Source organism: bacterium, assembly GCA_028820935.1.
Taxonomy (GTDB): domain Bacteria; phylum Actinomycetota; class Acidimicrobiia; order Spongiisociales; family Spongiisociaceae; genus Spongiisocius.
The window spans coordinates 271,889-293,413 of record JAPPHZ010000029.1 but is presented as its reverse complement, the minus strand read 5'-3'; the positions used below and the strand labels follow the sequence as shown (position 1 = coordinate 293,413).

Sequence of the window (21,525 nt, the reverse complement as noted above, 5' to 3'; positions counted from 1 at the left end):
CCGGGCTCCGGTGCGGGACGTGGCCGTCTTGGAGGCGTCCCAAGGGGGCGGGTAGCGTGCCGATCATGAGTTTCTGGCGTCTGGATCCCGATGTGATCCACCTCAATCACGGGTCCTTCGGGGCCACCCCCGCGCCGGCCCTGGCGGAGCAACAGCGCCTCCGGGACGCCATGGAGTCCAATCCCACCAGGTGGTTCCTGGCGGATTACCAGCCTGCTCTGGACGAAGCCCGATCGAAGGTGGCCGAGTTCGTCGGAGCGGATCCGGCCGGGCTGGCGTTCGTCAACAACGCGACCGAAGGAGTGAACTCGGTGCTCCGGTCGCTCGAGGCCGACCTGAAGCCCGGCGACGAGATCGTGGTGACCGACCACGAGTACAACGCCTGCCGTAACGCAGCGCTGGTGACGGCGGCCCGCACCGGGTCCCGGGTAGTCCCCGCCGCCATCCCCTTCCCGCTCGGTTCAGCCCGGGAGGTGACCGACAGCATCCTCGCGATGGTCACCGAACGGACCCGCCTGCTGATGGTCGACGCGGTGACCTCTCCCACCGCCCTGGTGTTCCCGCTGGAGGAGATAGTGGCGGCGCTCGAACCGGACGTCCAGGTATTGGTGGATGCGGCGCACGCGCCCGGCATGATCGACTTCGACGTGTCCGCGCTGGGCGCCTCCTACGTCACCGGCAACTGCCACAAGTGGATGTGCGCCCCCAAGGGCTCCGCCATTCTGTACGTGCGGGAGGACCTCCGGGACCGCATCTATCCGGCGGTGATCAGCCACGGTTACAACGGGGGCTGGCCCGCGGAGGGCGGGCATCTCCACACCCAGTTCGACTGGACCGGCACCGACGATCCGACCGCCTGGCTGGCCACACCGGTGGCGCTGGAGGCGATGGCCGAGCTCCATCCGGACGGTTGGGAGGGAGTGAGGAGCGCCAACCGGGACCTTTGCCTGACGGCGCGGGACATGCTGGCCGACCTGCTGGGCATCGAGCCGCCCGCCCCCGACGGAATGATCGGAGCGATCGCTTCTTTACCGCTTCCTCGCACCCTGCCGCAGGGCGGAACCATCTTCAACCCCCTGATGATGACCCTACGAGATCGCTGGGACATCGAGGTGATGGTGATGAGCTGGCCCGATCCGTCCGCCAGCCTGCTGCGCGTCTCCACCCAGCAGTACAACTCGATCGAGGATCTCGAGCGGCTGGTCGAGGCGGTGGCCGCCGAACTGAAGGCTCGTTGACCGCAGCAGGCTGGAGCGCGCCGGGCTGAGCCTCTCCATTTGTTCACGACCCCTCTGAGGTCGGCACCACGCCGCGCCGGATCACCAACGTCACAGCGCCCAGGACGACCATCCCGCCGATCACGACCCAGATGGTGGGTCGCTCGTCCAGCAAGAGCCAGCCGATGAACGCGGAGAGGGGCGGCGTGGCGTAAAGGGCCGACGACACGACGGCGGCGGGAGCGCCCACCATCGCCCGCGCCCACAGGACGAAGCCCAGCGCGGAGCCGCACACCCCCAGGAAGATGAAGGAGAACAACGCATCCCATGGGGCGCCGGCAACCTGGCCCGGAGCGCTGAGCAGCAGCGGGAGCGAGGTGACGGCGCCTACCCACATCGACCAGGAGGCCACCTGGAGCGGGCTGTACCGGGCGACCAGGGATTTGGCGAGAACGTTGTACAGCGCGTGGGCGAGGGCGGCGACCAGCAGCAGGAGGCTGGAGATGCCGAGGTGAAGCCCGCCGGCCTGACCGAGGATCACCAGCGCCGCCCCCGCCGAAGCCAGCAGGAGGCCCAACCATCCCCAAACGGTCACGCGTTCCCCGATCATCGGGCCCGACAGCACCGCTACTAATATCGGGGTCAGGGCGATCAGGATGGCGGCGGAGGCCGCCTCCACAACCTGGAGGCCGGTGTAGAGGATGGCCAGATAGAAGGTCATGCCGATCAACCCGGCGGTGACGACCCGCAGCCGGTCCCGTCGCTCGGGAAGGCCGACCCGGCGGGGCAGGGCGATGACCGACAGGGCCAAGGCGGCGGCCACCAAGCGGAGCCCCGAAAGATGGAGCGGGTCGAAGTGGCGTAGACCCACCCTGGCGACCGGGTACGAGAACGACCAGATCAGGATGGTGGCGAATGCAGCCACCATGGCAGCCCGGTAAGCCATACCAGGCCAGGCTACCGGCCGTCATCCGACCTCCGCTTAGCGGAGACCTTCGAAGAGGTCTGTCTCCCGGAACGGTGCTTCCACCCTCGAGAAGACCCGTTGAAAGGTCTCCACGCCGAGCACGCCGGGAATTTCCTCGTCCGGAACTTGGAGCATGAACCAGTCCTCGGGAATCTGGGTGCGGTGGGCGCGCAGGGAGGCGAGCTTCTTGCCGACCCAGGGCCTGACGTCCACCACGGTGGTGATGTCCTCGTCAGGGGTGCCCCAACCCTCGGACTCCTTGGCCTCCTCCTCGGTGATCAGGCCAGCCTCGTACCGTGCCTGGGTCATCGTCCGCAGCCGCGAGCGCGGCCACGTGCTGATGTAGAGCTTGGCCGGAGTCCAGAGTTCCTCACCGTCCTGGAGCGGGAACCAGCGTACGTTCTCGGCCCCGAAGTAGGCGGCCATCCCTATCCGGTGGACCTGGAGGTGATCCGGATGCCCGTAACCGCCGAACGGGTCGTAGATGGTCATCACCTCCGGCCGGTGCCGGCGAACGAGCCTCAGGAGGCGGGCGGTCGCCTCGAAGAAGTCCGCCTGCCAGAAACAATCCGGGTGCTCGTTGCAATCGGATCCCATCATGCCCGAGTCCCGGTAGCCGAGGAAGTGGTGCTCCGAGATGCCGAGGATCGAAGCCGAGTCCGCCATCTCCTCCGCCCGGACCTCGGCCAGCCGGGGACGTATCTCTTCCGGGTTGTCGTGGTTGTGGACCTCGCCCTCGGCCCCGTCGGTGGCTGTGACCACCACGACATGCTCGCCTGCCTCCGCATACCGCGCCAGGACGCCTCCCGTCGAAGTGGCCTCATCGTCTGGATGGGCATGGAAGGCGAGCAGCCCGGGCATGCGGAGTCTCCGGTGGTTCGGCGGGGGTATTCCGACCGGCAAGGATAGATGGATCGGACGGGACCCACGCACCGACCTCAGTTGTTCGACAGATGGCCGGCCCAGCAGGCGGATCCGGTGCTCGCAAACCGACCGAAGGGGACTACCTCAATTAGCTGGAGTCCCGCCCCAACTCTCCATACCGACCGCGAAGGGATCGGTCACGAACCATACGATTACCAATACGAGCCAGACGGCCACTCCCACGGCGAACAACACTGCCGTGATCACCGAAACGATGGTGCCGACCCTGGCCAACTTGTGGTGTCTCGGCGCGTTCTTTCCGGCCCGAATGGACAGGAGCAGGCCCGTGACCCAGAGTATCGCCCCGACCACCAGGAGGAGGACGACGATGTCACCGGCGGTGTTGAGCAGAGCCGGCACCGTCATGATGAGGATCAACAGGAGTTCCACCAGCAAGACGGATACCGAACAGACGAACCCGGCGATCGCCCAACGGTCCCCTCGGGTCATTACTGATCGAACTCCCGTAGCCTCATCGGCCACCTCGTGCCGGGGTCGCGAAAACAGCGGTCACCAGTGGCTCTACTCCGTCGCCGGCCAGAACGTCACACCGCTGAGCCACTTCCCTTCGCCGGCAACCTCGATGATTTCCCACTCGTTCCCGTCCTGGCTGGTGAGGGCTATTGCTGTCGTGTAATCCACCCCGTACTCATGGTATGTCTCGCTCTGGCCGACCACGACGAAGGTCCCGTTGCCATACGTGACATCCGACAGAGATTGAGCCTCACCCGAGTATGCAAGGGTCCAGTTGACACCATCCGGGCTCGTGATGATCGAACTTTGATTCCTTTTCTCCGCAGCGCTGTATCTATCACCGACGGCAACAAACACTCCACTGCCGTGGGCTACTCCCCTCAAGAAGGTCGGCCGAGGAGCATTGGATACTGCTGACGTCCATTCAATACCATCGGAACTAGAGAATATGGAGCTGATCCCTCCGGTAATCACAAACAAGCCATCACCGTAGCCAATACCGAACAACTGCCTTGGTGCCTCAAACGGGCCACGCTCCCAGCCAATACCGTCCCGGCTCGTGGCGACCAGATTGGTTCCCGCGACGACGAACCGTCCATCGCCATAGGTAATCGCTCGTAATCCTCCCGGAGGCCTACGGTCTACGGGAGACCATTTCACACCATCGCGGCTCGTCGCCACTACCGCCCCCAAGCCGGAAACGGGATCAAATACCTCCCCCACAGCCACAAACACACCATCACCGTACGCCACGTCATATGCACCCTTGAGGAGTCCGTCGCCAGGATTGACCACCATCCATTCGGCGCCGTCGGTGGTAACAACGGCGTGACCTTCGGGTCCCAATGCGACAGCCCTACCACCTCCGTAGGCCACGCTGGTGAGAACCAGGGTGTTCTCCCGCTCCGTCCACTTAATGCCGTCGCCACTCGTCACGACTCCAGACCCCACCGCCACAAAGAACGGAGGCGCGTCCGGGGCGATCCCATCCACGGTCCCGGCAGATCCGGCCACCTCTCCAGGCGCCTCATCGCGGACACCCCTGTCACCACATGCCACAAGCGCTACCGAGCTGAGAGCCACCAACCAACTGATCACAAACCGCTCTCGCATGCGTTGGTGCATAAACCGCCCTGTCTTCCGAGCGACCCCGAGATCCCGGAAGGTCTTCATCGAGCGCACACCCTTGGGCTGGTGACATCGAGATGGATCCATCAGATGCCTAGCCGCCTATGTAGCTCATTTCTATCTTTGGTAGGTCCACGGTGGCTTCGGAGCGGATCTCCGAGTAGCGATCGTCCCGGGCCTCCCAGATCCGGTGGATGGTGCGGACTATCTCCTCCTCATCCGCGCCGGATCGCAGGACCCGGCGGAAGTCGGTGCCCTTGACGGCGAACAGGCACGTGTAGAGCATTCCCTCTGCCGAGATCCGGGCCCTGGTGCACGTTGCACAGAAGGGCTGGGTGACCGAGGCGATGAAGCCGATCTCGCCGGCGCCGTCTACATACCGCCAGCGCCTGGCCACCTCACCCCGGTAGTTGGGAGCCACCGGCTCGATCGGGAACGCGGCGTCTATGGCGCGGATCAGCTCGGCGGCCGGCACCACGTCGTCCATCCTCCAGCCGTTGGTTACGCCCACGTCCATGTACTCGATGAAGCGGAGGATGTAGCCGGTGCCCCGGAAATGGCGGGCCATGTCCACCACGCCTCCATCGTTCACTCCCCGCTTCACCACCGCATTCACCTTGACCGGCAGGCCCGCGGCCGATGCCGCCTCGATCCCGTCCAGTACGGCCGCCACCGGGAAGCCCACGTCGTTCATCGCCATGAAGGTGGCCTCGTCGACCGAGTCGAGCGAGACCGTGACCCGAGCCAACCCGGCCGATACCAGCGCCTCGGCCTTGCGGGCCAGCAGCGAGCCGTTGGTAGTGAGGGTCACCTCGCATCCGGTGGCGCCGGTGAGCATGGCAATCAGCCGCTCGATGCCCCTGCGCAGGAGGGGCTCGCCGCCGGTGAGCCGTATCTTCTCCACCCCCAGCCGCTCAAAGGCGCGGGCCAGGGTGACTATCTCCTCGAAGCTGAGCAGCAGGTCTCGCTTCAGGAACACGTATTCGCGGTTGAAGATCTCGGCCGGCATGCAATAGCGGCACCGGAAATTGCACCTGTCGGTCACCGAGAGCCGCAGATCACGAACGGGGCGCCGTCTGGTGTCGACCACCACTGGAGTCATCCCGACCAGCCTAATGGTGGCCCGGACTTCCGGGACATCTCCAGGCGGCCCGCCCTATTTGGTTCAGAATGAGAAAAAAGGTCTCGGGTTACTCCGGCAGTTCAGCATTGTTTTGCGCTAGGTTGACGGCCGATCCATGTCGTTCAGGATACCGAATTGTAACTACCGCTGCTTTGACACCGGCCGCCGGGGCCGGAAGCGTTCGGGCGCCCGGTCGCTCGGCGATGAGTCCGGCGCCGCCGTCATCGAGACCCTCATGGCGATGGGCATGGCCTTGATCACGGCCGCCTTCCTGATGAACGGCCTGCTGATGCTCTACACGCGCTCGGTGATCCAGTACGCGGCCGATTCGGGCGCCCGGGCCGGTGCCCTCTCCGGCGGGACCGGACCGATCTGCGAGGACACCGCCGAGCGGATCATCTCCGGCCTGGCCAACCTCTACCAGGAATCCGCCGAGGTGGACTGCGACCGCCAGGAGGCGCTCACCACGGCAGAGATCGCCGCCCGGCTCCGGCCCGTCTTCCCCTCCCTGGGACCCTCCTGGAGCTTCACGATGCGGGCCACCAGCGTCACCGAGCCGGTCCCGTGACGCGCCCCGCCTACCTCCGCGCGCACATAGCGGACGAGCGCGGCGCGGGCGCCATCGACCTGGTGCTGGTGTCGGCCTTCATCCTGATCCCGTTCGCCATGCTGCTGCTCAGCTTCCCCATCCGGATGGAATATCGCTCCATGACGGACGCCGCCGCCCGGGAAGCGGTACGAGCCTGTGCCACCGCCTTCGACCCGGACACGGGACAGGACCGGGCCGAGGCCGTGGCCCGCCGGATCCTGGCCGAGCGCAGCCTGGCTTCCGGTACGCCCGACCTTACGATCGACTGCCGGGACTCCTGGGCTCCGGGCGGGGTGGTGAGCGCCCGCGTGTCGCTCGATGCGCCGGCCATCAACGTGATGGGATCCTGGACGCTGGGCTCGTGGACCTTCACCAGCAGCTACCGGGAGCAGATGGAGCCGTACCGGAGCATTCCGCGCCCATGAGGTGGCGGGTCCAGCCGTCCGGCCGATCCGGACCGGCCGGTGAGCGAGGCGCTGTCGTGCTGTGGAGCCTGGGACTCCTGCTGATGCTGCTGTTCGCGGGCGGGCTGGCCCTCGACCTGTGGCGGGTGCTCTCCCGGCACGGCACCTTGGCCGGCATCGCCTACAAGTCGGCCGTAGCGGGGGCCGCCCAGGTGGTCGAGTCCGATCTGTACCGGAACAGGGTGGTGCTGGATCCGGATCTCGCCGAGGAGGCTGCCCGCCGGTTCGCCGAGGACCAGCCGGACTGGGACGACTCGATGAACCTCTCCCCTGAATCGAGCGAGTCGGAGATAGTGGTGCAGATAACCGAGACGGTCCCGCTGACCCTCATGCGGATGTTCGCTCCCGCCGGCGGGATAACGGTCACCGTGACCGCCCGCGCCTCGCCGGCCGAGTTCGAGTGATCCGGATGTACTGCCGCGCCACCGCGTCTACATTGGCATCTACCCGGAGAGATGAGGACACGTGCGCAGTTTCGACCTGCTGGTAATCGGCGCAGGCTCGGGCAATTCGGTGATCGGGCCCGAACACGACGACTGGGAGATCGCCATGGTGGAGCACGGCCCGTTCGGCGGGACCTGCCTGAACGTGGGCTGCCTCCCGTCCAAGATGTATGTCTACACGGCCGAGGTCGCCGAGTTGGCAGCCGCCGGCGAGCGCCTGGGCGTTCACACCAGCTTCAACGGCGCGGACTGGCCCGCCGTGAGGGATCGCATCTTCGGGCGGATCGACCCGATCGCCGAGGCCGGCCGTGACTACCGGGAGGGACTACCCAACGTCACCGTCTACCCGGTCACCGGACGCTTCGTGGCCCCCAAGCAGTTGGCGGTCGGGGACGAGGTGATCACGGCCGACCGGGTCGTGCTGGCGGCGGGCGCCCGGGCCGTAGCTCCGCCCGTACCCGGCCTGGAAGGCGTCGGCTACCACACCTCCGACACGATCATGCGCCTGGAGCGGCTGCCCGAGCGCCTGCTGGTGATCGGGGCCGGCTACATCGCCGCAGAGATGGGCGGTGTCATGGGCGCGCTGGGGTCGAGGGTGACGTTCCTGCTGAGGGGAGACAGGTTCCTGCGGCGGGAGGATGAGGAGATCAGCCGCCGCTTCACCGACTCCTACACGCGCCGTTTCGATGTGCGTACCCATACCCGGATTCTCGGAGCCCGCCGGGAAGATGACGAGGTGGTGTTGCAGGTAGCGGACCGGGATGGGGTCGCCACGGACCTGCGGGGTGACGAGCTCCTGGTCGCGACGGGGCGGAAGCCCAATTCGGACCTGGTGGACGCGGCCGCCGGTGGACTCGCCGTGGCAGATCGGGGCCAGGTGATCACGGACGATCACCTCCGGACCAACGTGGACGGTGTTTGGGCGCTGGGCGACATCACCAACCCCATCCAGCTCAAGCACGTCGCCAACCACGAAGCCCGGGTGGTGCGCCACAACCTGGTCAATCCGGACTCCCCGATCGCCGTGGATCACCGTTACATCCCCCATGCCGTGTTCGGCCAGCCCCAGGTCGCCGCAGTGGGATTGACCGAGCGCGAGTGCCGAGCACAGGGCCTCCCCTACGTGTCCCATGTCCAGCCCTACTCGGCCGCCGGATACGGATGGGCCATGGAGGACACCGAGAGCGTCGCCAAGGTCATCGCCCACCGCGACAGCCGCCGGCTGCTCGGGGCCCACATCATCGGCCCCCAGGCGCCCACCCTCATCCAGCAGCTGATCCAGGGGATGCACTTCGACCTGACCGTCGACCAGATGGCCCGTGGCCAGTACTACATCCATCCGACCCTCCCCGAGGTCGTGGAGCAGGCCCTCCTCGAGCTCTAGTAGTTCGGCAGCGGTCTCGCTTGCACGTCGAGTAGGCCCGGTGCCGGATCAGGCATCTCCCGAGGTCGGCGCGCTACCCTCAACGGTCGAGGCTGATGGATGCTCGGAGCCTCGGACCTCACAGACAGATGGCGTAACCCGAACCCGCGGGCCACGGGTGAGCGAAAGGATCGGCAATGCCGGGCTATGACTACGACCTAGTGATCATCGGATCGGGGCCTGCCGGTCAGCGGACCGCCATCCAGGCCTCGAAGCTCGGGAAGCGCACCGTCATCCTCGAGAAGGAACCCCGTATCGGCGGCATCAACATCTACGCCGGCACGGTGAGCAAGACGATGCGGGATGCGGTCCTCTACCTCACGGGTTACCGGGAACGCAACATCTACGGCCAGTCCTACGCCGTGAAGCAGAACATCACGATGAACGACCTGATGGTGCGCACCCGCTACGTCATCCAGCAGCAATCGGACATCCTCCAGAGCCAGCTCGGGCGCAACCGGGTGGAGACGATCATCGGCGAGGGATCCTTCGTCGACCGCCACACCCTCAAGGTGAGGTCCGAGGAGGACCGGACCGAACGCACCATCACCGCCGACAAGGTCGTGATCGCGGTAGGTTCCTACTCCACCGAGCCACCGGTCGTCTACGCAGATGGGCGGCTGGTCTTCGTGAGCGATCACATGCTCAGCCTGCCGAAGCTGCCTAGGACACTGACCATCGTCGGAGCGGGCGCCATCGGCCTGGAGTACACCAGCACGTTCGCCGCCCTGGGCACGCGGGTGACCCTCGTGGACCGGAACCATCGGCTGCTCACCTTCGCCGACGAGGAACTCGCCGACACGCTCGCCTACCACATGCGCCAGACCGGGGTGACCCTGCGCCTGACCGAGGTGGTGTTCGACATCGACTACATGAGGGACGAGGTGGGCGACCGGGTGCGGGTGCAGCTCGAGAGCGGCAAGCAGATCATCAGCGACGCCGTCATGTACTGCGTGGGACGGACAGGATGCACGGCGTCGCTCAACCTCGATGCGATCGGGCTGGAAGCGGACGCACGGGGCCGCCTCAGCGTCGATGAGAACTACCAGACCAGCGTCGAGGGCGTCTACGCCGTGGGTGGCGTGATCGGGTTCCCGGACCTGGTATCTACATCCCGGATGCAGGGCCGACTGGCGGCCCGCCATGCGTTCGGGATCGAGCGGAGCGACTTCCAGGACCTCCTCCCCTACACCATCAAGACGATCCCCGAGGTGGCCATGGTGGGCAAGACCGAGGACCAACTCACCGACGAAGGCGTCCCCTACGAGGTCGGCAAGGCCCGATACCAGGAGACGGAGAGCAGCCTGATGCGGGGTGACGATGTCGGCTTCCTCAAGCTGCTGTTCCATCTGAAGACCCGGGAACTGCTCGGGGTGCACATCGTGGGCGAGAACGCCGCCGAACTGATCCACATCGGCCAGGCGGTCATCGCCTATGGAGGAACCATCGATTACTTCGTGGAGTCGGTCATCGGTTATCCCACCCTTGCCGAGGCGTACACGACCGCCTCACTAGACGGGATCAACCGGCTCGGGGGCTACTAGTGGTCTGTCTGTGTAATAGCGGTGTGGTATGGCGTCGGCAGCGGTGTTCCTCGCAAGGCCCGCTGACGAAGGCGTACCCGCAGGGTACGTTGAGGAAGCGGAACGCAGCGACGGGACGCCCATGGCCGCCAGAGCACCCGGTTGTTTCGCAGACAGACCACTAGCCCATTCCTCCGGCGACGCGCGCCGACGGATGGCGTTGCCTGGCCCCCGCCCTGCCGCCCGGGGCTCCGCATGGCTCCCGCATCCTGAACTCCACCGGCCGGCCCAGAGCATCGGCCAGCAGGCTGGCACGGGCCCGGGCGCTGAACACCTCGATCTCGACATCCATGCCGTCCGCCGCCTCGACATCGATGGTAAGGGCTTCGCCGGTGAACCGGGCATGGACGCACTCCACCGCCCGCCTGTAGGTGCGGTCCAGCGCGATCCCCACCCGCAGCATCCCGGCCAGCAGCCGGACCTTGAGCCGGTCGGACCGGCTCAAGGCGCGGAAGCTCGAGTGCCTCTTGCGGGGAGCGCTCTTGCGGTGATAGCGGGCTACCAGGGCGATCAGCTCGAGCTCGCCTGCCGTGAATCCGGACAGGCGCTCGCTGTTGCGGATCAGATAGTAGGAGTGGCGGTGATGGGCCGAACTGGCGACGAAACGCCCGATGTTGTGGAGCAAACCGGCCGCCTCCAGCACCTCGCTGTCGCTCTCGCCCAGACCGTGAACGTGCTGGGTCTCATCGAATAGCTGCAGGGCCAGTTCCGTGGCGTGCTCGGCATGGATGAGGTCCTCGTGGTAACTCCGGGCCAGGGCCAGGATGCTGCTCCTGCGCAGGTCCCCGAGGTGGTGGAGCCCATCTGCGGGTGTCTCCTCCCGCCGGCTGAACCTGTCGAGGAGGACCCCCTCGCGGAGGGCGCCCGACGAGATCACGAGAGACTCGATTCCCAGGTCCTCGAACAGTTGGCTCAGGAGGACGGCCCCTCCCACGATCACATCCCGGCGGGCGCGTTCCAGACCGGTGAGGTCCCTGCGGTCGTCCGGATGGGGACGGGCCAGGACCTCCGCCACGGTCCTGTCGAGTTCCTTGCGGTCGATCGACGTGTTGGCAACCCTGCGGGTCCGCCGCTTGCCGCGGTCCGATGCGGCCATGGACGCCAGTGCGGCGATTGTCCCCGAGCATCCGATGGCAAGCTCGAAGCCGACAGCCCTGGCCCGGCGTGCCTCGGGCGCCACGAAGGACCGGATGTGCCGGCGACACTCCTCCACCGCCCCGGCGCGAATGATCCCGCCCGGGAAGAACCGGTCGGTGAGCCGGATGTGCCCCAGCTTGACGCTACGGACCAGGTGGGGCTCGGTACCGGTGGAAACGATCAGCTCGGTCGATCCCCCGCCGATGTCGAGGACCAGGTGGGGCCGTCCGGCCGCCGGCACCGCGCTCAGCGCCCCGAGATGGATGAGGCGCGCCTCCTCCACCCCCGAGATCACCTCGACGGCCACCCCGGTCTCGTCCCGTACCCGTCGTTGGAAGTCGGTCCGGTTCTCGGCCTCCCGGACGGCGCTGGTGGCCACTGCCACCACCTCGGCGCCGTAAGCGTCGGCGATGTGCCGGAACTCGGTGAGGGCCGCCACCGCCCGCTCGATCGCGTCACGGTGCAAGTGCTTCATGTCGGTGGCGCCCTGCCCGAGACGCACCGAGACCTTCTCCCGGGCCAGAACCTCCGGAGTCCCGCCATCCACCGGCCGGGCAATCACCATATGCACGGAGTTGGTCCCCACGTCGATGGCCGCCAGAGGCGTCGAGTCCCGCATCATCGGCCAGTATCACCAGGTGGCGGCATCGCACCAAACCCGCCATCCGGCCCGGATCGGTCTCCCGGCGCGCTTACGGTCCACCGGAGGCCGGACGGATCCCTCAGCTCTTCTTGGCCACCCGGATGTAGCGGCGTACTGCCAGGGGGGCGAAGACGGCGATGATCAGGCAGGCCCAGAACACGGTGTAGATAACCGGGTTCTGCAGGGGCCAGGACGCCGGTTCGGGGGCTCCCGGCGGGATGTTCCCGAACAGCTCTCTGACCGCTTGGACCAGGGACGAGATCGGGTTCCACTCGGCGAACACCCTCAGCACGCTCGGGAGGCTCTCGGCCGGCACGAACGTGTTGGCGATGAACGTCATCGGGAAGATGACGATGAAGGAGGCGTTGTTGAGCACCTCCGGGCTGGGTACCGACAGGCCGAGCAGGGCCATTATCCAGGAGACGGAGTAGGCGAACAGGAGGAGCAGCAGGAAGCCGGCCAGAGCGTCGAGCAGGCTCCCCCTGATGCGCCATCCCACGATGAGTCCGGTAATGGCCATCACGGTCAGCGTGATGATGTTGTAGACCACATCGCTGGCGGTCCGTCCGAAAACCACCGCCGCCCTCGACATGGGCAGCGAACGGAACCGGTCGATGATGCCCTTCTGCATGTCCTCGGCGAGACCCGCGCCGGTGAACGTCGCGCCGAACACCACGGTCTGGCCGAAGATCCCACCCATGAGGAACTCCCGGTAGGACCCTCCCGGGATGTCGATGGCGCTTCCGAACACGTAGGCGAAAAGCAGGACGAACATGATCGGGGAGAGCAGCACGAACACCAGCACGTCCGGCACCCGCTTGAGCTTGATGAGGTTGCGGCGGGCGATGACCAGGCCGTCGCCGAGGGCTGACAGGAAGTTCATCGCGATCCCCTTCCCCTCCGGCCCGGCTTGGCAGGCGCCGACGTCTCCTCACCGGACTCGGCGGAAGCACCCGTCAGCGCCAGGAACACGTCGTCGAGAGTCGGCCGGCGGAGTACCACCTCGCTGATCCGCACCCGGTGGTTCTCGAATTCTTCCAGCACCCCGGCCAGCTCACGGGTGCCACCCGATACAGGGGCGACCACCGTGCGGGACCGCTCGTCGCCCTGTAGCTCTCCGACCGCCGACCGACCCAGTATCTCGTGGGCCACCGGCAGGTCATCCCGGTCGGTCACCTTGATCGCGATCCGCTCACCGCCCACCATGTCCTTCAGATCGTCAACCGTTCCGTGGGCGATGGTCTTGCCCTTGTCGATGACCAGGACGTCATCGGCCAGCCGGTCGGCTTCCTCCAGGTACTGGGTGGTGAGGAGCAGCGTGGCTCCCTGATCGACCAGGGTGCGGATCAGCCCCCACAGCTCCCTGCGGCTGATGAGGTCCAGGCCGGTTGTGGGCTCGTCCAGGAACAGCACCGGCGACTCCGCCACCAGCGCCCCGGCCAGGTCGAGTCGCCGCCTCATGCCTCCCGAATAGGTCTTGACGGGCCGGTCGGCCGCGTCGGCCAGATCGAACCTGTCCAGGAGCTCCCGGGCCCGGGCCCTGGCCTTCTTACGGCCGAGGTGGTAGAGACACCCGATCATGTCCAGGTTCTCGAAGCCGGTCAGGTCCTGGTCGACCGCGGCGTACTGGCCGGAAAGGCCGATCAGCTTGCGGACCTCCGCCGGATCGCTCAGCACGTCGATACCCGCCACCGTGGCGGCGCCCTCGTCGGGCTCGATCAGGGTGGTGAGGACCGATACCGCGGTGGTCTTGCCGGCCCCGTTCGGCCCGAGCAGGGCGACGATGGTCCCCTCCCGCACCGACAGGTCCAGGCCGTCGAGGGCCACCACCTCCCCGTAACGCTTGACCAGTCCGGTCGCGTGGATGATCTCTTTCATGGATGAACGTCCTGTCGACTACTGCCGAGCCGCGCGGTATCAGGCCCGACGCTTAACTTTCGGTGGTACTACTACGAGACAGCACGGACAGACCACCGGCCGCACGGACAGGGAGCCGCACGGCCTTCGGCGACCACCAGAGAGCGAGCGTAGTACGGCGCTCGAGCTATCCGGCCCCTTACTCCTCGCCGGCTCCGGGACGTCCGCCCAACTCGGCCTCGATCAGGGCCAGGCCGACCTCGTTGCCCTCGAGGCGACCGATACGCTCGCGTATCCCCGAGATCAACGCCTCTTCCTCCACCTGCTCGGCCAGGAAGCCCTGCAGGAAGGGCAGGCTCTCCAGGTCGCCCAACTCGGTGGCCAGCCGGTAGAGATTCCGTATTTCCGCGGTCACGGATTGCTCGTGGCGAAGGGCCTCCTCGAACACGTGCAGAGGGCTGTCGAACTTGGAGACAGGAGCGTCGATGGCGCCGATCTCAACCCGCCCGTCCCGGTCCACGACATAGTCGATGAACATCCGGGCGTGGCCGGCCTCCTCCTCGGACTGCGCGGCCATCCAGGAGGCCATGCCGGGGCGCTCCTCCGCCTCGAAATGGGCGGCCATCTGGAGGTAGGCGAGAGAGGCGCTGATCTCGCGGGTGATCTGATCGTTGAGTGCCCTCTCCATCCGTTCGGCTAGTGCCATCGTGCGCTCCGTTCGATGCTCGTGTACGGAGAATCCTACCGAGTGGAGCGGCGCCTGAGAACGCGCCGACTTGACCGGGACGGCCGTCGGTTCCTAGTGGTCTGTCTGCGAAACAACCGGGTGCTCTGGCGGCCATACCACACCGCCATTACACAGACAGACCACTAGAGGGTCATCCGGCAGGCTCGTACCGTGGCCGGGATGGCGAGAGCAAGGCCGATTCCATACGGGCCTGCGGCTGATGGGCCTCCAGCAACGCCACCAGGACCCTGGTGGCGGACGCGACGTCCTCCCCGGCACCCTCGTGATGGCCCTCCACCGTGAACAGGGCTTCCACCGTGTCCGGGCCGGTGGCGCTCTGAGCACTTTGCCGCCAGCACCATCGGCGCGCCGACACCGCGCCCACCCGGTCGACGAATACGACCTCCCCGACCTCGGGAGAGGTGGTCCTGGAACTGCCCAGATCGTTGAAACGTTCGTCTCCGGCGGCAAAACGAACGGTGGTCGCGCCCGCGACCCGGGCCTGATCCATCGCCGCGACCGGCAGCCCGTACCGGATCGATACCAGGTTGGCGATGTCCACCAGACAATTGATCGACGGGACGTCACCCGCCTTGGTGAGCCGCCGGATCAGCGCCTCGGCGGCGTTGCGGTAGCGGGTCGGCTGTACCCCGAAGGCCGAGAAGGTCCTCCTCCACGCCACGACCGAAGGGACCTCCGCCATGGGCGTGCCACGGAATCGGGCCAGCGAGACGGATTGCTGCTCCTGAAACGCCTTCCGGAGAGGCTCGGGACTCGGGCCGTTGACCAGCCCATCGGCATGGACCACCCCGGCCCGGATGGTCGGGAACCTGGCCAGCACCTGGTGGTGGTACGAGAACATCCTGCCGAGGATACGGCACCGGACAGGGCCTCGTGTGGACTTCAAGGACCCGTGGTTCCAAGGTGCCCGGCCAGCGGTTAGTGGTCAGTGGCATCTAACATATACATCTACTAGCAACTAGCAACTAGCGGAGGCCTCTCACGAACGGTCTGGCCAGCGCGGCCGGCTGGACGAACCGCTTGGTGATGAAGTACATGACGACCAGGGTCAGGAGATAGGGCAGAGCTGCCAGGAGTTGGGCGTTCACCTGGTAACCGAGCACCGGCACCGCCAGGCGGAAGGCGTCCGCCATCCCGAACAGGAGCGCCCCGACCAGCGTGCCTCGAAGCGTCCAGCCACCGAAGTAGACGGCTGCTATGGCGATGAAGCCCCGGCCGCCGACCACGCCCACGTCGAAACTTCCCACCTGGCCCAGGATCAGGAACGCCCCTCCCAGGCCGGACAGGATTCCGCCGTAGTAGACGGCCTGGCGGCGGCGCCCGTTGACGTCGACCCCGGAGACGTCGGCGGCCTGGGGGTTCTCGCCCGCGGACCTTACCTCCAGACCCCACCGAGTCCGATAGAGGAGCCACCAGGTCAGCGGAATCAGCCCGAACAGCAGGTACGTGGGCCAGGTCTGGCTGAACAGCGCCTGACCGATCACGGGTATCCGCGACAGGAACGGGATGGTGACCACCGCGGCGCGCCCTCCGAGGGGGCCGGCGGTCGCGTCCAGGAACCCGGCCAGGCCCAGCACGAGAACGTTGACCGTGATTCCCACCACGAACTGATCGGCGGTGAGCCGGTGGCTCATGTTGGCCGCCACCATCGCCACCGACACTCCGGCCACCGCTCCCGCCACCAGGCCGAGGACGGTCGATCCGGACACGTCGTAGGCCATCGTCCCGCCCAGCGCGCCCGCCAGCAGGGAGCCTTCCACCGAGATGTTGATGGTTCCCGCCTTCTCGGCCACCAGTTCGCCCAGCGCAGCGAAGGCCAGGAACACCCCGAGCCTGACCGCGCTCCCGTACATGGCGGGACTGGTGAAGATGTCGCCCAGAGCGCCGAGTATGTCGTTCATACCTGTTCCGCCACCTGGGCCGCCACCGAGACCCGGCGCCGGTCCCGCATGAACTCCACGGCCGGCGGGACCAGCAGGGCCAGCACCAGCAGGGCCTGTACCACCTCGACCACGGTCCGGTCCACCCCGGTGGCAGCCAGGAACCCGGCCCCGGTTCGGAGAGCGGCAAACAGGATCGCCACCGGGATGCAGAGAAGTGGTCGGTTGCGCGCCAGTAGGGCCACGAGCAGCCCCTGCCATCCGATCTCGTTGGAGAATCCGGCGGTCAGGCGGGCGCTCGATGCCCCGGCCGCCAGCATCAGGGCGCCTGCCAGGCCGGCCGCGGCGCCGGAGATGAATAGAGCCGTTGCGCCGGCCCGCCCGAATGACACTCCCGCCTGCTGAGCCACCTTGGGATTGCTCCCAAGCAGGCGGAGCTTGAACCCGAACACGGTCCGGGTCAGGACGAATGCCGCCAGCCCGGCTCCCAGCAGGGCCAGGAAGAATCCGATGTTGACCTCATTACCCCAGACCGTCAGGACCGGCAGGCGTACGGAGCCGGGCAGGGCGGCGCTGGTCACGGCCTGGCTGGGCCGGTTCGGGTCGAGATCCCGCAGGAACCAGTCGGTGGTGATGGCGAAACCGACTATCTGGAACGCCACGAACACCAGGAGCAGGGTGGATATGACTTCCGGGACTCCCCGGCGGAACCTCATCAAGGCCGCCACGCCGGCGTAGAGGCCCCCGGCCACCGCCCCCAGGGCCAGCCCGCCCACGAGAAGGAGGGGGCCGGTCCCGGCCACCCTGGTGCCGATGAGGGCCATCGCCAGCGCACCCATCAAGAGCTGGCCCTCCTGCCCGATGTTGAAGAAACCCGCCCTGACGCCCACCACCATGCCGAGGGACACCAGCAGGATGGGCGTGGCGACCGCCAGCGTCTCGCCCCACCGTCCGGGCGCGAGGAATGCGCCTTCCGCCAGCGCGCCGGCGACGCTGCTCCAGGCGTTCCCGGAGACCGCCACCAGCCCGGCCGAGATCACCAGCGCGAACCCGACGCTGACCAGGTACAGCAAGAGCACGTACAGACCCCCGTCCCGTCCCCCGAGATCGGGAGCGTCGGTCGGCGGTGCCGCAGGATCGGTGCTCAAGACGCTTTCTCCTCCTCGTCCGTCCCTCCCATCAGCAAGCCCAGCCGGGGCAGGTCGAACTCCTCACGAGACATCTCGCCCACGATGCTTCCACGATGGAGAACCACCAGCCGGTCGGCCAGCGACAGTATCTCGTGGAGGTCGGTCGAGAGCAGCAGCACCCCGATCCCCCGGTCCGCCGCCTGCCTGATCCGATCCGCCACGTATTCGATCGCCCCCACATCGAGACCTCTGGTGGGCTGGTGGGCCACCATGACCTCGGGGGATGCGGACAGGGCACGAGCGATCACCGTCCGCTGCTGGTTCCCGCCCGAGAGGTCACCGAGCGAGGCGTCGGGTCCCGACGTCCGGATGTCGTACTCGTCGATCAGCCGGAGGGCGTGGCGCCGGATGGCGTCCAGGCGGAGAAGACCCCAGCGGCGCATCCTGCGCATGGAGGGAATCATCAGGTTCTCGGCCACCGTCATGTCCAGCACGCATCCGGCCCGATGTCGATCAGCCGGTACGACCGCGATGCCGGCCCCGGTCATGGCGCCGGCCACCCCGGTGGAAACCGTCCGGCCCTTCACCCGGACCGTCCCGTCATCGAGGCGGAGGAGACCGGCCAGCAGGTCGGCGATGGCGGTCTGGCCGTTGCCCTCCACGCCCGCCACCCCGACGATCTCGCTCGCGCCCACCGCGAGCGACAGGCCGTCCAGCAGCACGCGCCCGTCAGCACCCTTCACCGACGCGCTCTCCACTTCCAAGACCGGAACCGTTGCTGCGCCGGTCTCGGCGGCCCGGTCCGATCCTTCTTCGTCCATCGGGTCGGCATCGACCAGCTCCCGGGCAACCTGATCCCGCTCGAACGAGGCGGTGACCGTGCGGAGCGGTACCGGACGACCCACCATCGCCCGGGCGAGGGAGGGAACCCGGGCTTCCGCGGTCAGCAGGCGGTCCACCACCCTCCCCTGCCGCATCACCGTGATCCGGTCGGTAGCCCGGAGTATCTCGTCGAGCTTGTGGCTGACCAGCGCCACCGCCCACCCCTGAGTCCGCACGCCGGTCAGTAGAACGTCGAACAGGTACTGGGATTCGGCCGGCGTCAGTGCCGATGTCGGCTCGTCAAGGATGATCGTGCGGGGCCGGCGCCCCAGGCACTTGATGATCTCGACCCTCTGGCGGATTCCGGCCGACAGGTCGCGCACGGTGGCGTCGGGATCGACCGACAGGCCGTAGCGCCAGGAGATCCTGCGGACCCGGGCCCTGGTCCGGTCGGGATCCAGCGGCCCGACCTCGCCGAGGGCAACGTTCTCCCACACCGTAAGCGCGTCGACCAGGCTGTAGTGCTGGTGGACCATGCCGATCCCGAGCCGGACCGCATCGGACGGATCCGCGATGCGGGTCGCCTGGCCGTCGATCCTGATCAACCCGTGGTCGGGATCCACCAGGCCGAAGATCATGCGCATGAGGGTGGATTTGCCGGCGCCATTCTCCCCGAGAATGCCGTGTATCTCGCCCGCTCGGAGGGCCAGATCGACCTCCTCGCAGGCGACCACCGAACCGAAATGCTTGGTGAGGCCGTCCACCTCGAGAACCGGGGGCTCGAACCCGAAGTCTTCGATCATCCGGTCTCCCGGCTGATACGGCGACAACCCGGCTTGGCGGAAGTTGTCACACCCCCTCGGCATACTCGAATGGCTAAACACCTGCGCTGCTGGGAGCTATGACGTCGGCTCGGCGGCAGGTCAAGACTTCGGAGGCTACGCCACCGGCCCAACTGGTGGAGCGCGCCCCGAGACCGGCGTGGTGGAGGCGGGGGTGGGCCCAGCGGGAGGATGCGCTCTCCGCGATTTTCGCGTTCTCGGATGTAACCGGCCAGTGGTTGGATCAGGCCACGCGCGGTACAGGACAGTCGGACCGGAGCGGGCACTCAGAAGCCGTAAGCCTCGGCGAGGATCCTTGAGATCTCCTCCTCGAACTGGCCGGCCCCGATCCGGGCGTTCAGATCGGTGAGCGCCTGATCCTGCTCGGGCGTTCCGTCGCACAGATTGGCCCCCACCTCGGGATCGACTCCCACCGTGAAGCGCCGGGCGCCCCCTTCCACGGCGGTGCCGGCGATGATCTCGTCGAAGATCGGCGTCAGGAAGTCGCCGGCGTCGAACATCACCTCTATGTCGTAGTCCAGGTCTTCTCGCTCGCATCCTCTGGACGAACCGGCGGTCATGACGATCAGCCCGTCCTCGTTGGCGAGACGGGTGATCGGCTCGTGGGCGCCGCCCAGGAACGGGTAGACCGCCCCCACGCCTTCGGCGACCGCGGCGTTGTAGGCCTCGGTGGCTCCGGCGGTGTTGTTGAAGTCGAAGGGGAAGTTGCCGGTGGGCACGTAGATGGCGTCGAACGACTCATCCACCCGATGAAGACCGAGCCGGAAGGCCAGGAAGGACTCCACCTCGAAGTTGAGATCGCAGCATCCCAGGAACACCGCCCGGTCGGCGCCGCGGGCCTCCAGGAGCAAACCGGTCGCATACCCGGCCGAGATGCCCAGTTCGGCCCCGCTGTCGGCGCTCCGGAGCAAACCGGGGGTGTCCTGGTAGCCCGACCCGCAGTTGCAGTACCAGAAGATCTCCTCATGCTCCAGGAAAAGGTCCTCGTTGCCATCCGCCAGGTTGCTCGAGCCGATGGCGATGATGTCCGCGCCCTGGGCGACCACGTTGTTCAACTCGGCGCGCGCGTCGGCCGGGGCGACCTGGTCCACGATCAGCGGCGACTCGTACCCCGCAGCCGCCGAGATCTCCTCTACCCGCTCAACGAGGGCCTGGTAGTAGGCGCCATCGTCTCGCGAGCCCTCGGTGACCACCGCGATGCGGACCGATCCGTCGCCGTTGAAGTCCGCCGCGCCCCACTCCGTCGAAGGCGTCTCCCCTGGGGCGTCCCCGGAATCGGCGCAGGCCGACGCAACCGCCAACACCGCCAGGAAGCCGAGCACGGGCCAGACCCGGGAGCCCTTCATGAGCCCCGCCCGGTACCGTGGACCGCTCGGCCGAGGCGCCTTACCATCTTCCCGGGGTCGGAGGCTCCCCAGACGTTTCGCCCGAAGCAGACGCCCGACGCACCCGACACCACGACGGCGGCCGCGTACGCGACCACCTCGTCCTCGCTCTCCCTCTTGGGACCACCCAGCACGAACAGCGGCGCCTCGCATCCTTCCACCACCTCGCCGAGGTCCTCCACCTGCGCCGGAGCCATGGTCTTGACCGCATCGGCCCCGATCTCCACGCATATGCGCGCGCTCCGAGCGATGTTCTCCGTGTCCCATGGCACCTCCTGATTCCACCCTCCCGGGATGGACTCGGCCAGGACCGGCATGCCGATCCGCTCGCACTCCCCGACCAGAGCAGCCAACCGGCGCAGCGAACGCTTCTCCTCGCGCATACCCGGGTAGACCATAAGGATGACCGCGTCCGCGCCGATCATCGCCGCCTGCTCGGCTCGATACATCAGCGAGAGGCCGTCGCCGTCCGGATTCCGGTCGAGATGGGTAGCTGCACCGTCCATCCGGAGGATCAAACCGCACTGCGCGAAGGTCGCGGGGTAGCGGCGGGCGATCTGCCAGGTGACCAGGATGCCGTCAGGTCGCCCCTCGGCCACCTCCTCCACCACGTCCAGGGCCGGGCCGGACCCCGTGGCCAGCTGCATGTCGATGGCGACCAGCACCGCGCGTCCGTCCCTGCCGACGAAGCGGCGGGTACGCCGGGTCTTGCCGGCGCCTACTGCCGAGGCCACGGACGCCATGCC

21 protein-coding genes are annotated in these 21,525 nt (G+C 67.1%); 6 read left to right on the top strand and 15 right to left on the bottom strand.

The features are described from left to right. Nucleotides 1-65 precede the first annotated feature (65 nt). Nucleotides 66-1,238 carry an aminotransferase class V-fold PLP-dependent enzyme gene (locus OXM57_07440; GenBank protein MDE0352511.1) on the top strand — a complete coding sequence of 391 codons (1,173 nt, stop codon included), beginning with the start codon at nt 66-68 and terminating at the stop codon, nt 1,236-1,238. A gap of 43 nt (nt 1,239-1,281) precedes the next feature. Here OXM57_07440 and OXM57_07435 read toward each other — a convergent pair whose 3' ends face one another. The 5 genes from OXM57_07435 to moaA form a co-directional block, all read right to left on the bottom strand. Beyond that, a complete protein-coding gene (locus OXM57_07435) occupies nt 1,282-2,163 on the bottom strand; it encodes a DMT family transporter (GenBank protein MDE0352510.1) in 882 nt (293 codons plus the stop codon). A 36-nt stretch (nt 2,164-2,199) separates the two neighbouring features. After that, a complete protein-coding gene (locus OXM57_07430; GenBank protein MDE0352509.1) occupies nt 2,200-3,045 on the bottom strand; it encodes a PIG-L family deacetylase in 846 nt (281 codons plus the stop codon). A gap of 147 nt (nt 3,046-3,192) precedes the next feature. Then, nucleotides 3,193-3,558 (bottom strand): hypothetical protein, encoded by a 366-nt coding sequence (locus tag OXM57_07425; GenBank protein MDE0352508.1) that lies wholly within the window; start codon nt 3,556-3,558, stop codon nt 3,193-3,195. 72 nt (nt 3,559-3,630) lie between these two features. Continuing rightward, nucleotides 3,631-4,755: a hypothetical protein gene (locus tag OXM57_07420; protein ID MDE0352507.1), complete on the bottom strand. Its 1,125-nt coding sequence runs from the start codon at nt 4,753-4,755 to the stop codon at nt 3,631-3,633. A 49-nt stretch (nt 4,756-4,804) separates the two neighbouring features. Then, nucleotides 4,805-5,812 carry a GTP 3',8-cyclase MoaA gene (moaA, locus tag OXM57_07415; GenBank protein MDE0352506.1) on the bottom strand — a complete coding sequence of 336 codons (1,008 nt, stop codon included), beginning with the start codon at nt 5,810-5,812 and terminating at the stop codon, nt 4,805-4,807. A gap of 136 nt (nt 5,813-5,948) precedes the next feature. On the opposite strand from moaA, the gene OXM57_07410 reads away from it, so the two are divergent. The 5 genes from OXM57_07410 to sthA all read left to right on the top strand — a co-directional run bounded on the left by OXM57_07410 (nt 5,949) and on the right by sthA (nt 10,296). After that, nucleotides 5,949-6,401, top strand: a complete 453-nt coding sequence (locus OXM57_07410) for a hypothetical protein (GenBank protein MDE0352505.1) — start codon at nt 5,949-5,951, stop codon at nt 6,399-6,401. Further along, nucleotides 6,398-6,847 carry a hypothetical protein gene (locus OXM57_07405; GenBank protein ID MDE0352504.1) on the top strand — a complete coding sequence of 150 codons (450 nt, stop codon included), beginning with the start codon at nt 6,398-6,400 and terminating at the stop codon, nt 6,845-6,847. Before OXM57_07410 ends, OXM57_07405 begins: the two co-directional genes overlap by 4 nt. After that, nucleotides 6,844-7,290: a hypothetical protein gene (locus OXM57_07400; GenBank protein MDE0352503.1), complete on the top strand. Its 447-nt coding sequence runs from the start codon at nt 6,844-6,846 to the stop codon at nt 7,288-7,290. Before OXM57_07405 ends, OXM57_07400 begins: the two co-directional genes overlap by 4 nt. Before the next feature lie 61 nt (nt 7,291-7,351). Further along, nucleotides 7,352-8,713 (top strand): mycothione reductase, encoded by a 1,362-nt coding sequence (locus OXM57_07395; protein MDE0352502.1) that lies wholly within the window; start codon nt 7,352-7,354, stop codon nt 8,711-8,713. A 176-nt stretch (nt 8,714-8,889) separates the two neighbouring features. Continuing rightward, entirely contained in the window at nt 8,890-10,296 is a 1,407-nt protein-coding gene (gene sthA, locus OXM57_07390) for a Si-specific NAD(P)(+) transhydrogenase (GenBank protein ID MDE0352501.1), read from the top strand. Nucleotides 10,297-10,456: 160 nt separating this feature from the next. On the opposite strand, the gene OXM57_07385 is transcribed toward sthA, so the two are convergent. The 10 genes from OXM57_07385 to OXM57_07340 form a co-directional block, all read right to left on the bottom strand. Next, entirely contained in the window at nt 10,457-12,094 is a 1,638-nt protein-coding gene (locus OXM57_07385; GenBank protein MDE0352500.1) for a Ppx/GppA phosphatase family protein, read from the bottom strand. Between the two features lie 100 nt (nt 12,095-12,194). Continuing rightward, the gene (locus OXM57_07380) at nt 12,195-12,998 is read right to left on the bottom strand and encodes an ABC transporter permease (GenBank protein ID MDE0352499.1); all 804 of its coding nucleotides are present in this window, start codon (nt 12,996-12,998) and stop codon (nt 12,195-12,197) included. Continuing rightward, nucleotides 12,995-13,993, bottom strand: coding sequence for an ATP-binding cassette domain-containing protein (locus OXM57_07375; protein ID MDE0352498.1), 999 nt, complete (start codon nt 13,991-13,993; stop codon nt 12,995-12,997). Before OXM57_07375 ends, OXM57_07380 begins: the two co-directional genes overlap by 4 nt. 178 nt (nt 13,994-14,171) lie before the next feature. Beyond that, complete coding sequence (locus OXM57_07370; protein ID MDE0352497.1) at nt 14,172-14,678, bottom strand: ferritin; 507 nt, start codon at nt 14,676-14,678, stop codon at nt 14,172-14,174. Between the two features lie 172 nt (nt 14,679-14,850). Next, the gene (locus tag OXM57_07365; GenBank protein MDE0352496.1) at nt 14,851-15,561 is read right to left on the bottom strand and encodes a phenylalanine--tRNA ligase beta subunit-related protein; all 711 of its coding nucleotides are present in this window, start codon (nt 15,559-15,561) and stop codon (nt 14,851-14,853) included. 124 nt (nt 15,562-15,685) lie between these two features. Beyond that, the gene (locus tag OXM57_07360) at nt 15,686-16,621 is read right to left on the bottom strand and encodes an ABC transporter permease (protein ID MDE0352495.1); all 936 of its coding nucleotides are present in this window, start codon (nt 16,619-16,621) and stop codon (nt 15,686-15,688) included. Then, nucleotides 16,618-17,748, bottom strand: a complete 1,131-nt coding sequence (locus OXM57_07355) for an ABC transporter permease (protein MDE0352494.1) — start codon at nt 17,746-17,748, stop codon at nt 16,618-16,620. Before OXM57_07355 ends, OXM57_07360 begins: the two co-directional genes overlap by 4 nt. Further along, nucleotides 17,745-19,355, bottom strand: coding sequence for an ABC transporter ATP-binding protein (locus OXM57_07350; GenBank protein MDE0352493.1), 1,611 nt, complete (start codon nt 19,353-19,355; stop codon nt 17,745-17,747). Before OXM57_07350 ends, OXM57_07355 begins: the two co-directional genes overlap by 4 nt. A 305-nt stretch (nt 19,356-19,660) precedes the next feature. Then, on the bottom strand, nt 19,661-20,740 hold the full coding sequence (locus tag OXM57_07345) for a hypothetical protein (GenBank protein ID MDE0352492.1): 1,080 nt from the start codon (nt 20,738-20,740) through the stop codon (nt 19,661-19,663). Next, nucleotides 20,737-21,513, bottom strand: coding sequence for a hypothetical protein (locus tag OXM57_07340; protein ID MDE0352491.1), 777 nt, complete (start codon nt 21,511-21,513; stop codon nt 20,737-20,739). Before OXM57_07340 ends, OXM57_07345 begins: the two co-directional genes overlap by 4 nt. Between the last annotated feature and the right edge of the window lie 12 nt (nt 21,514-21,525).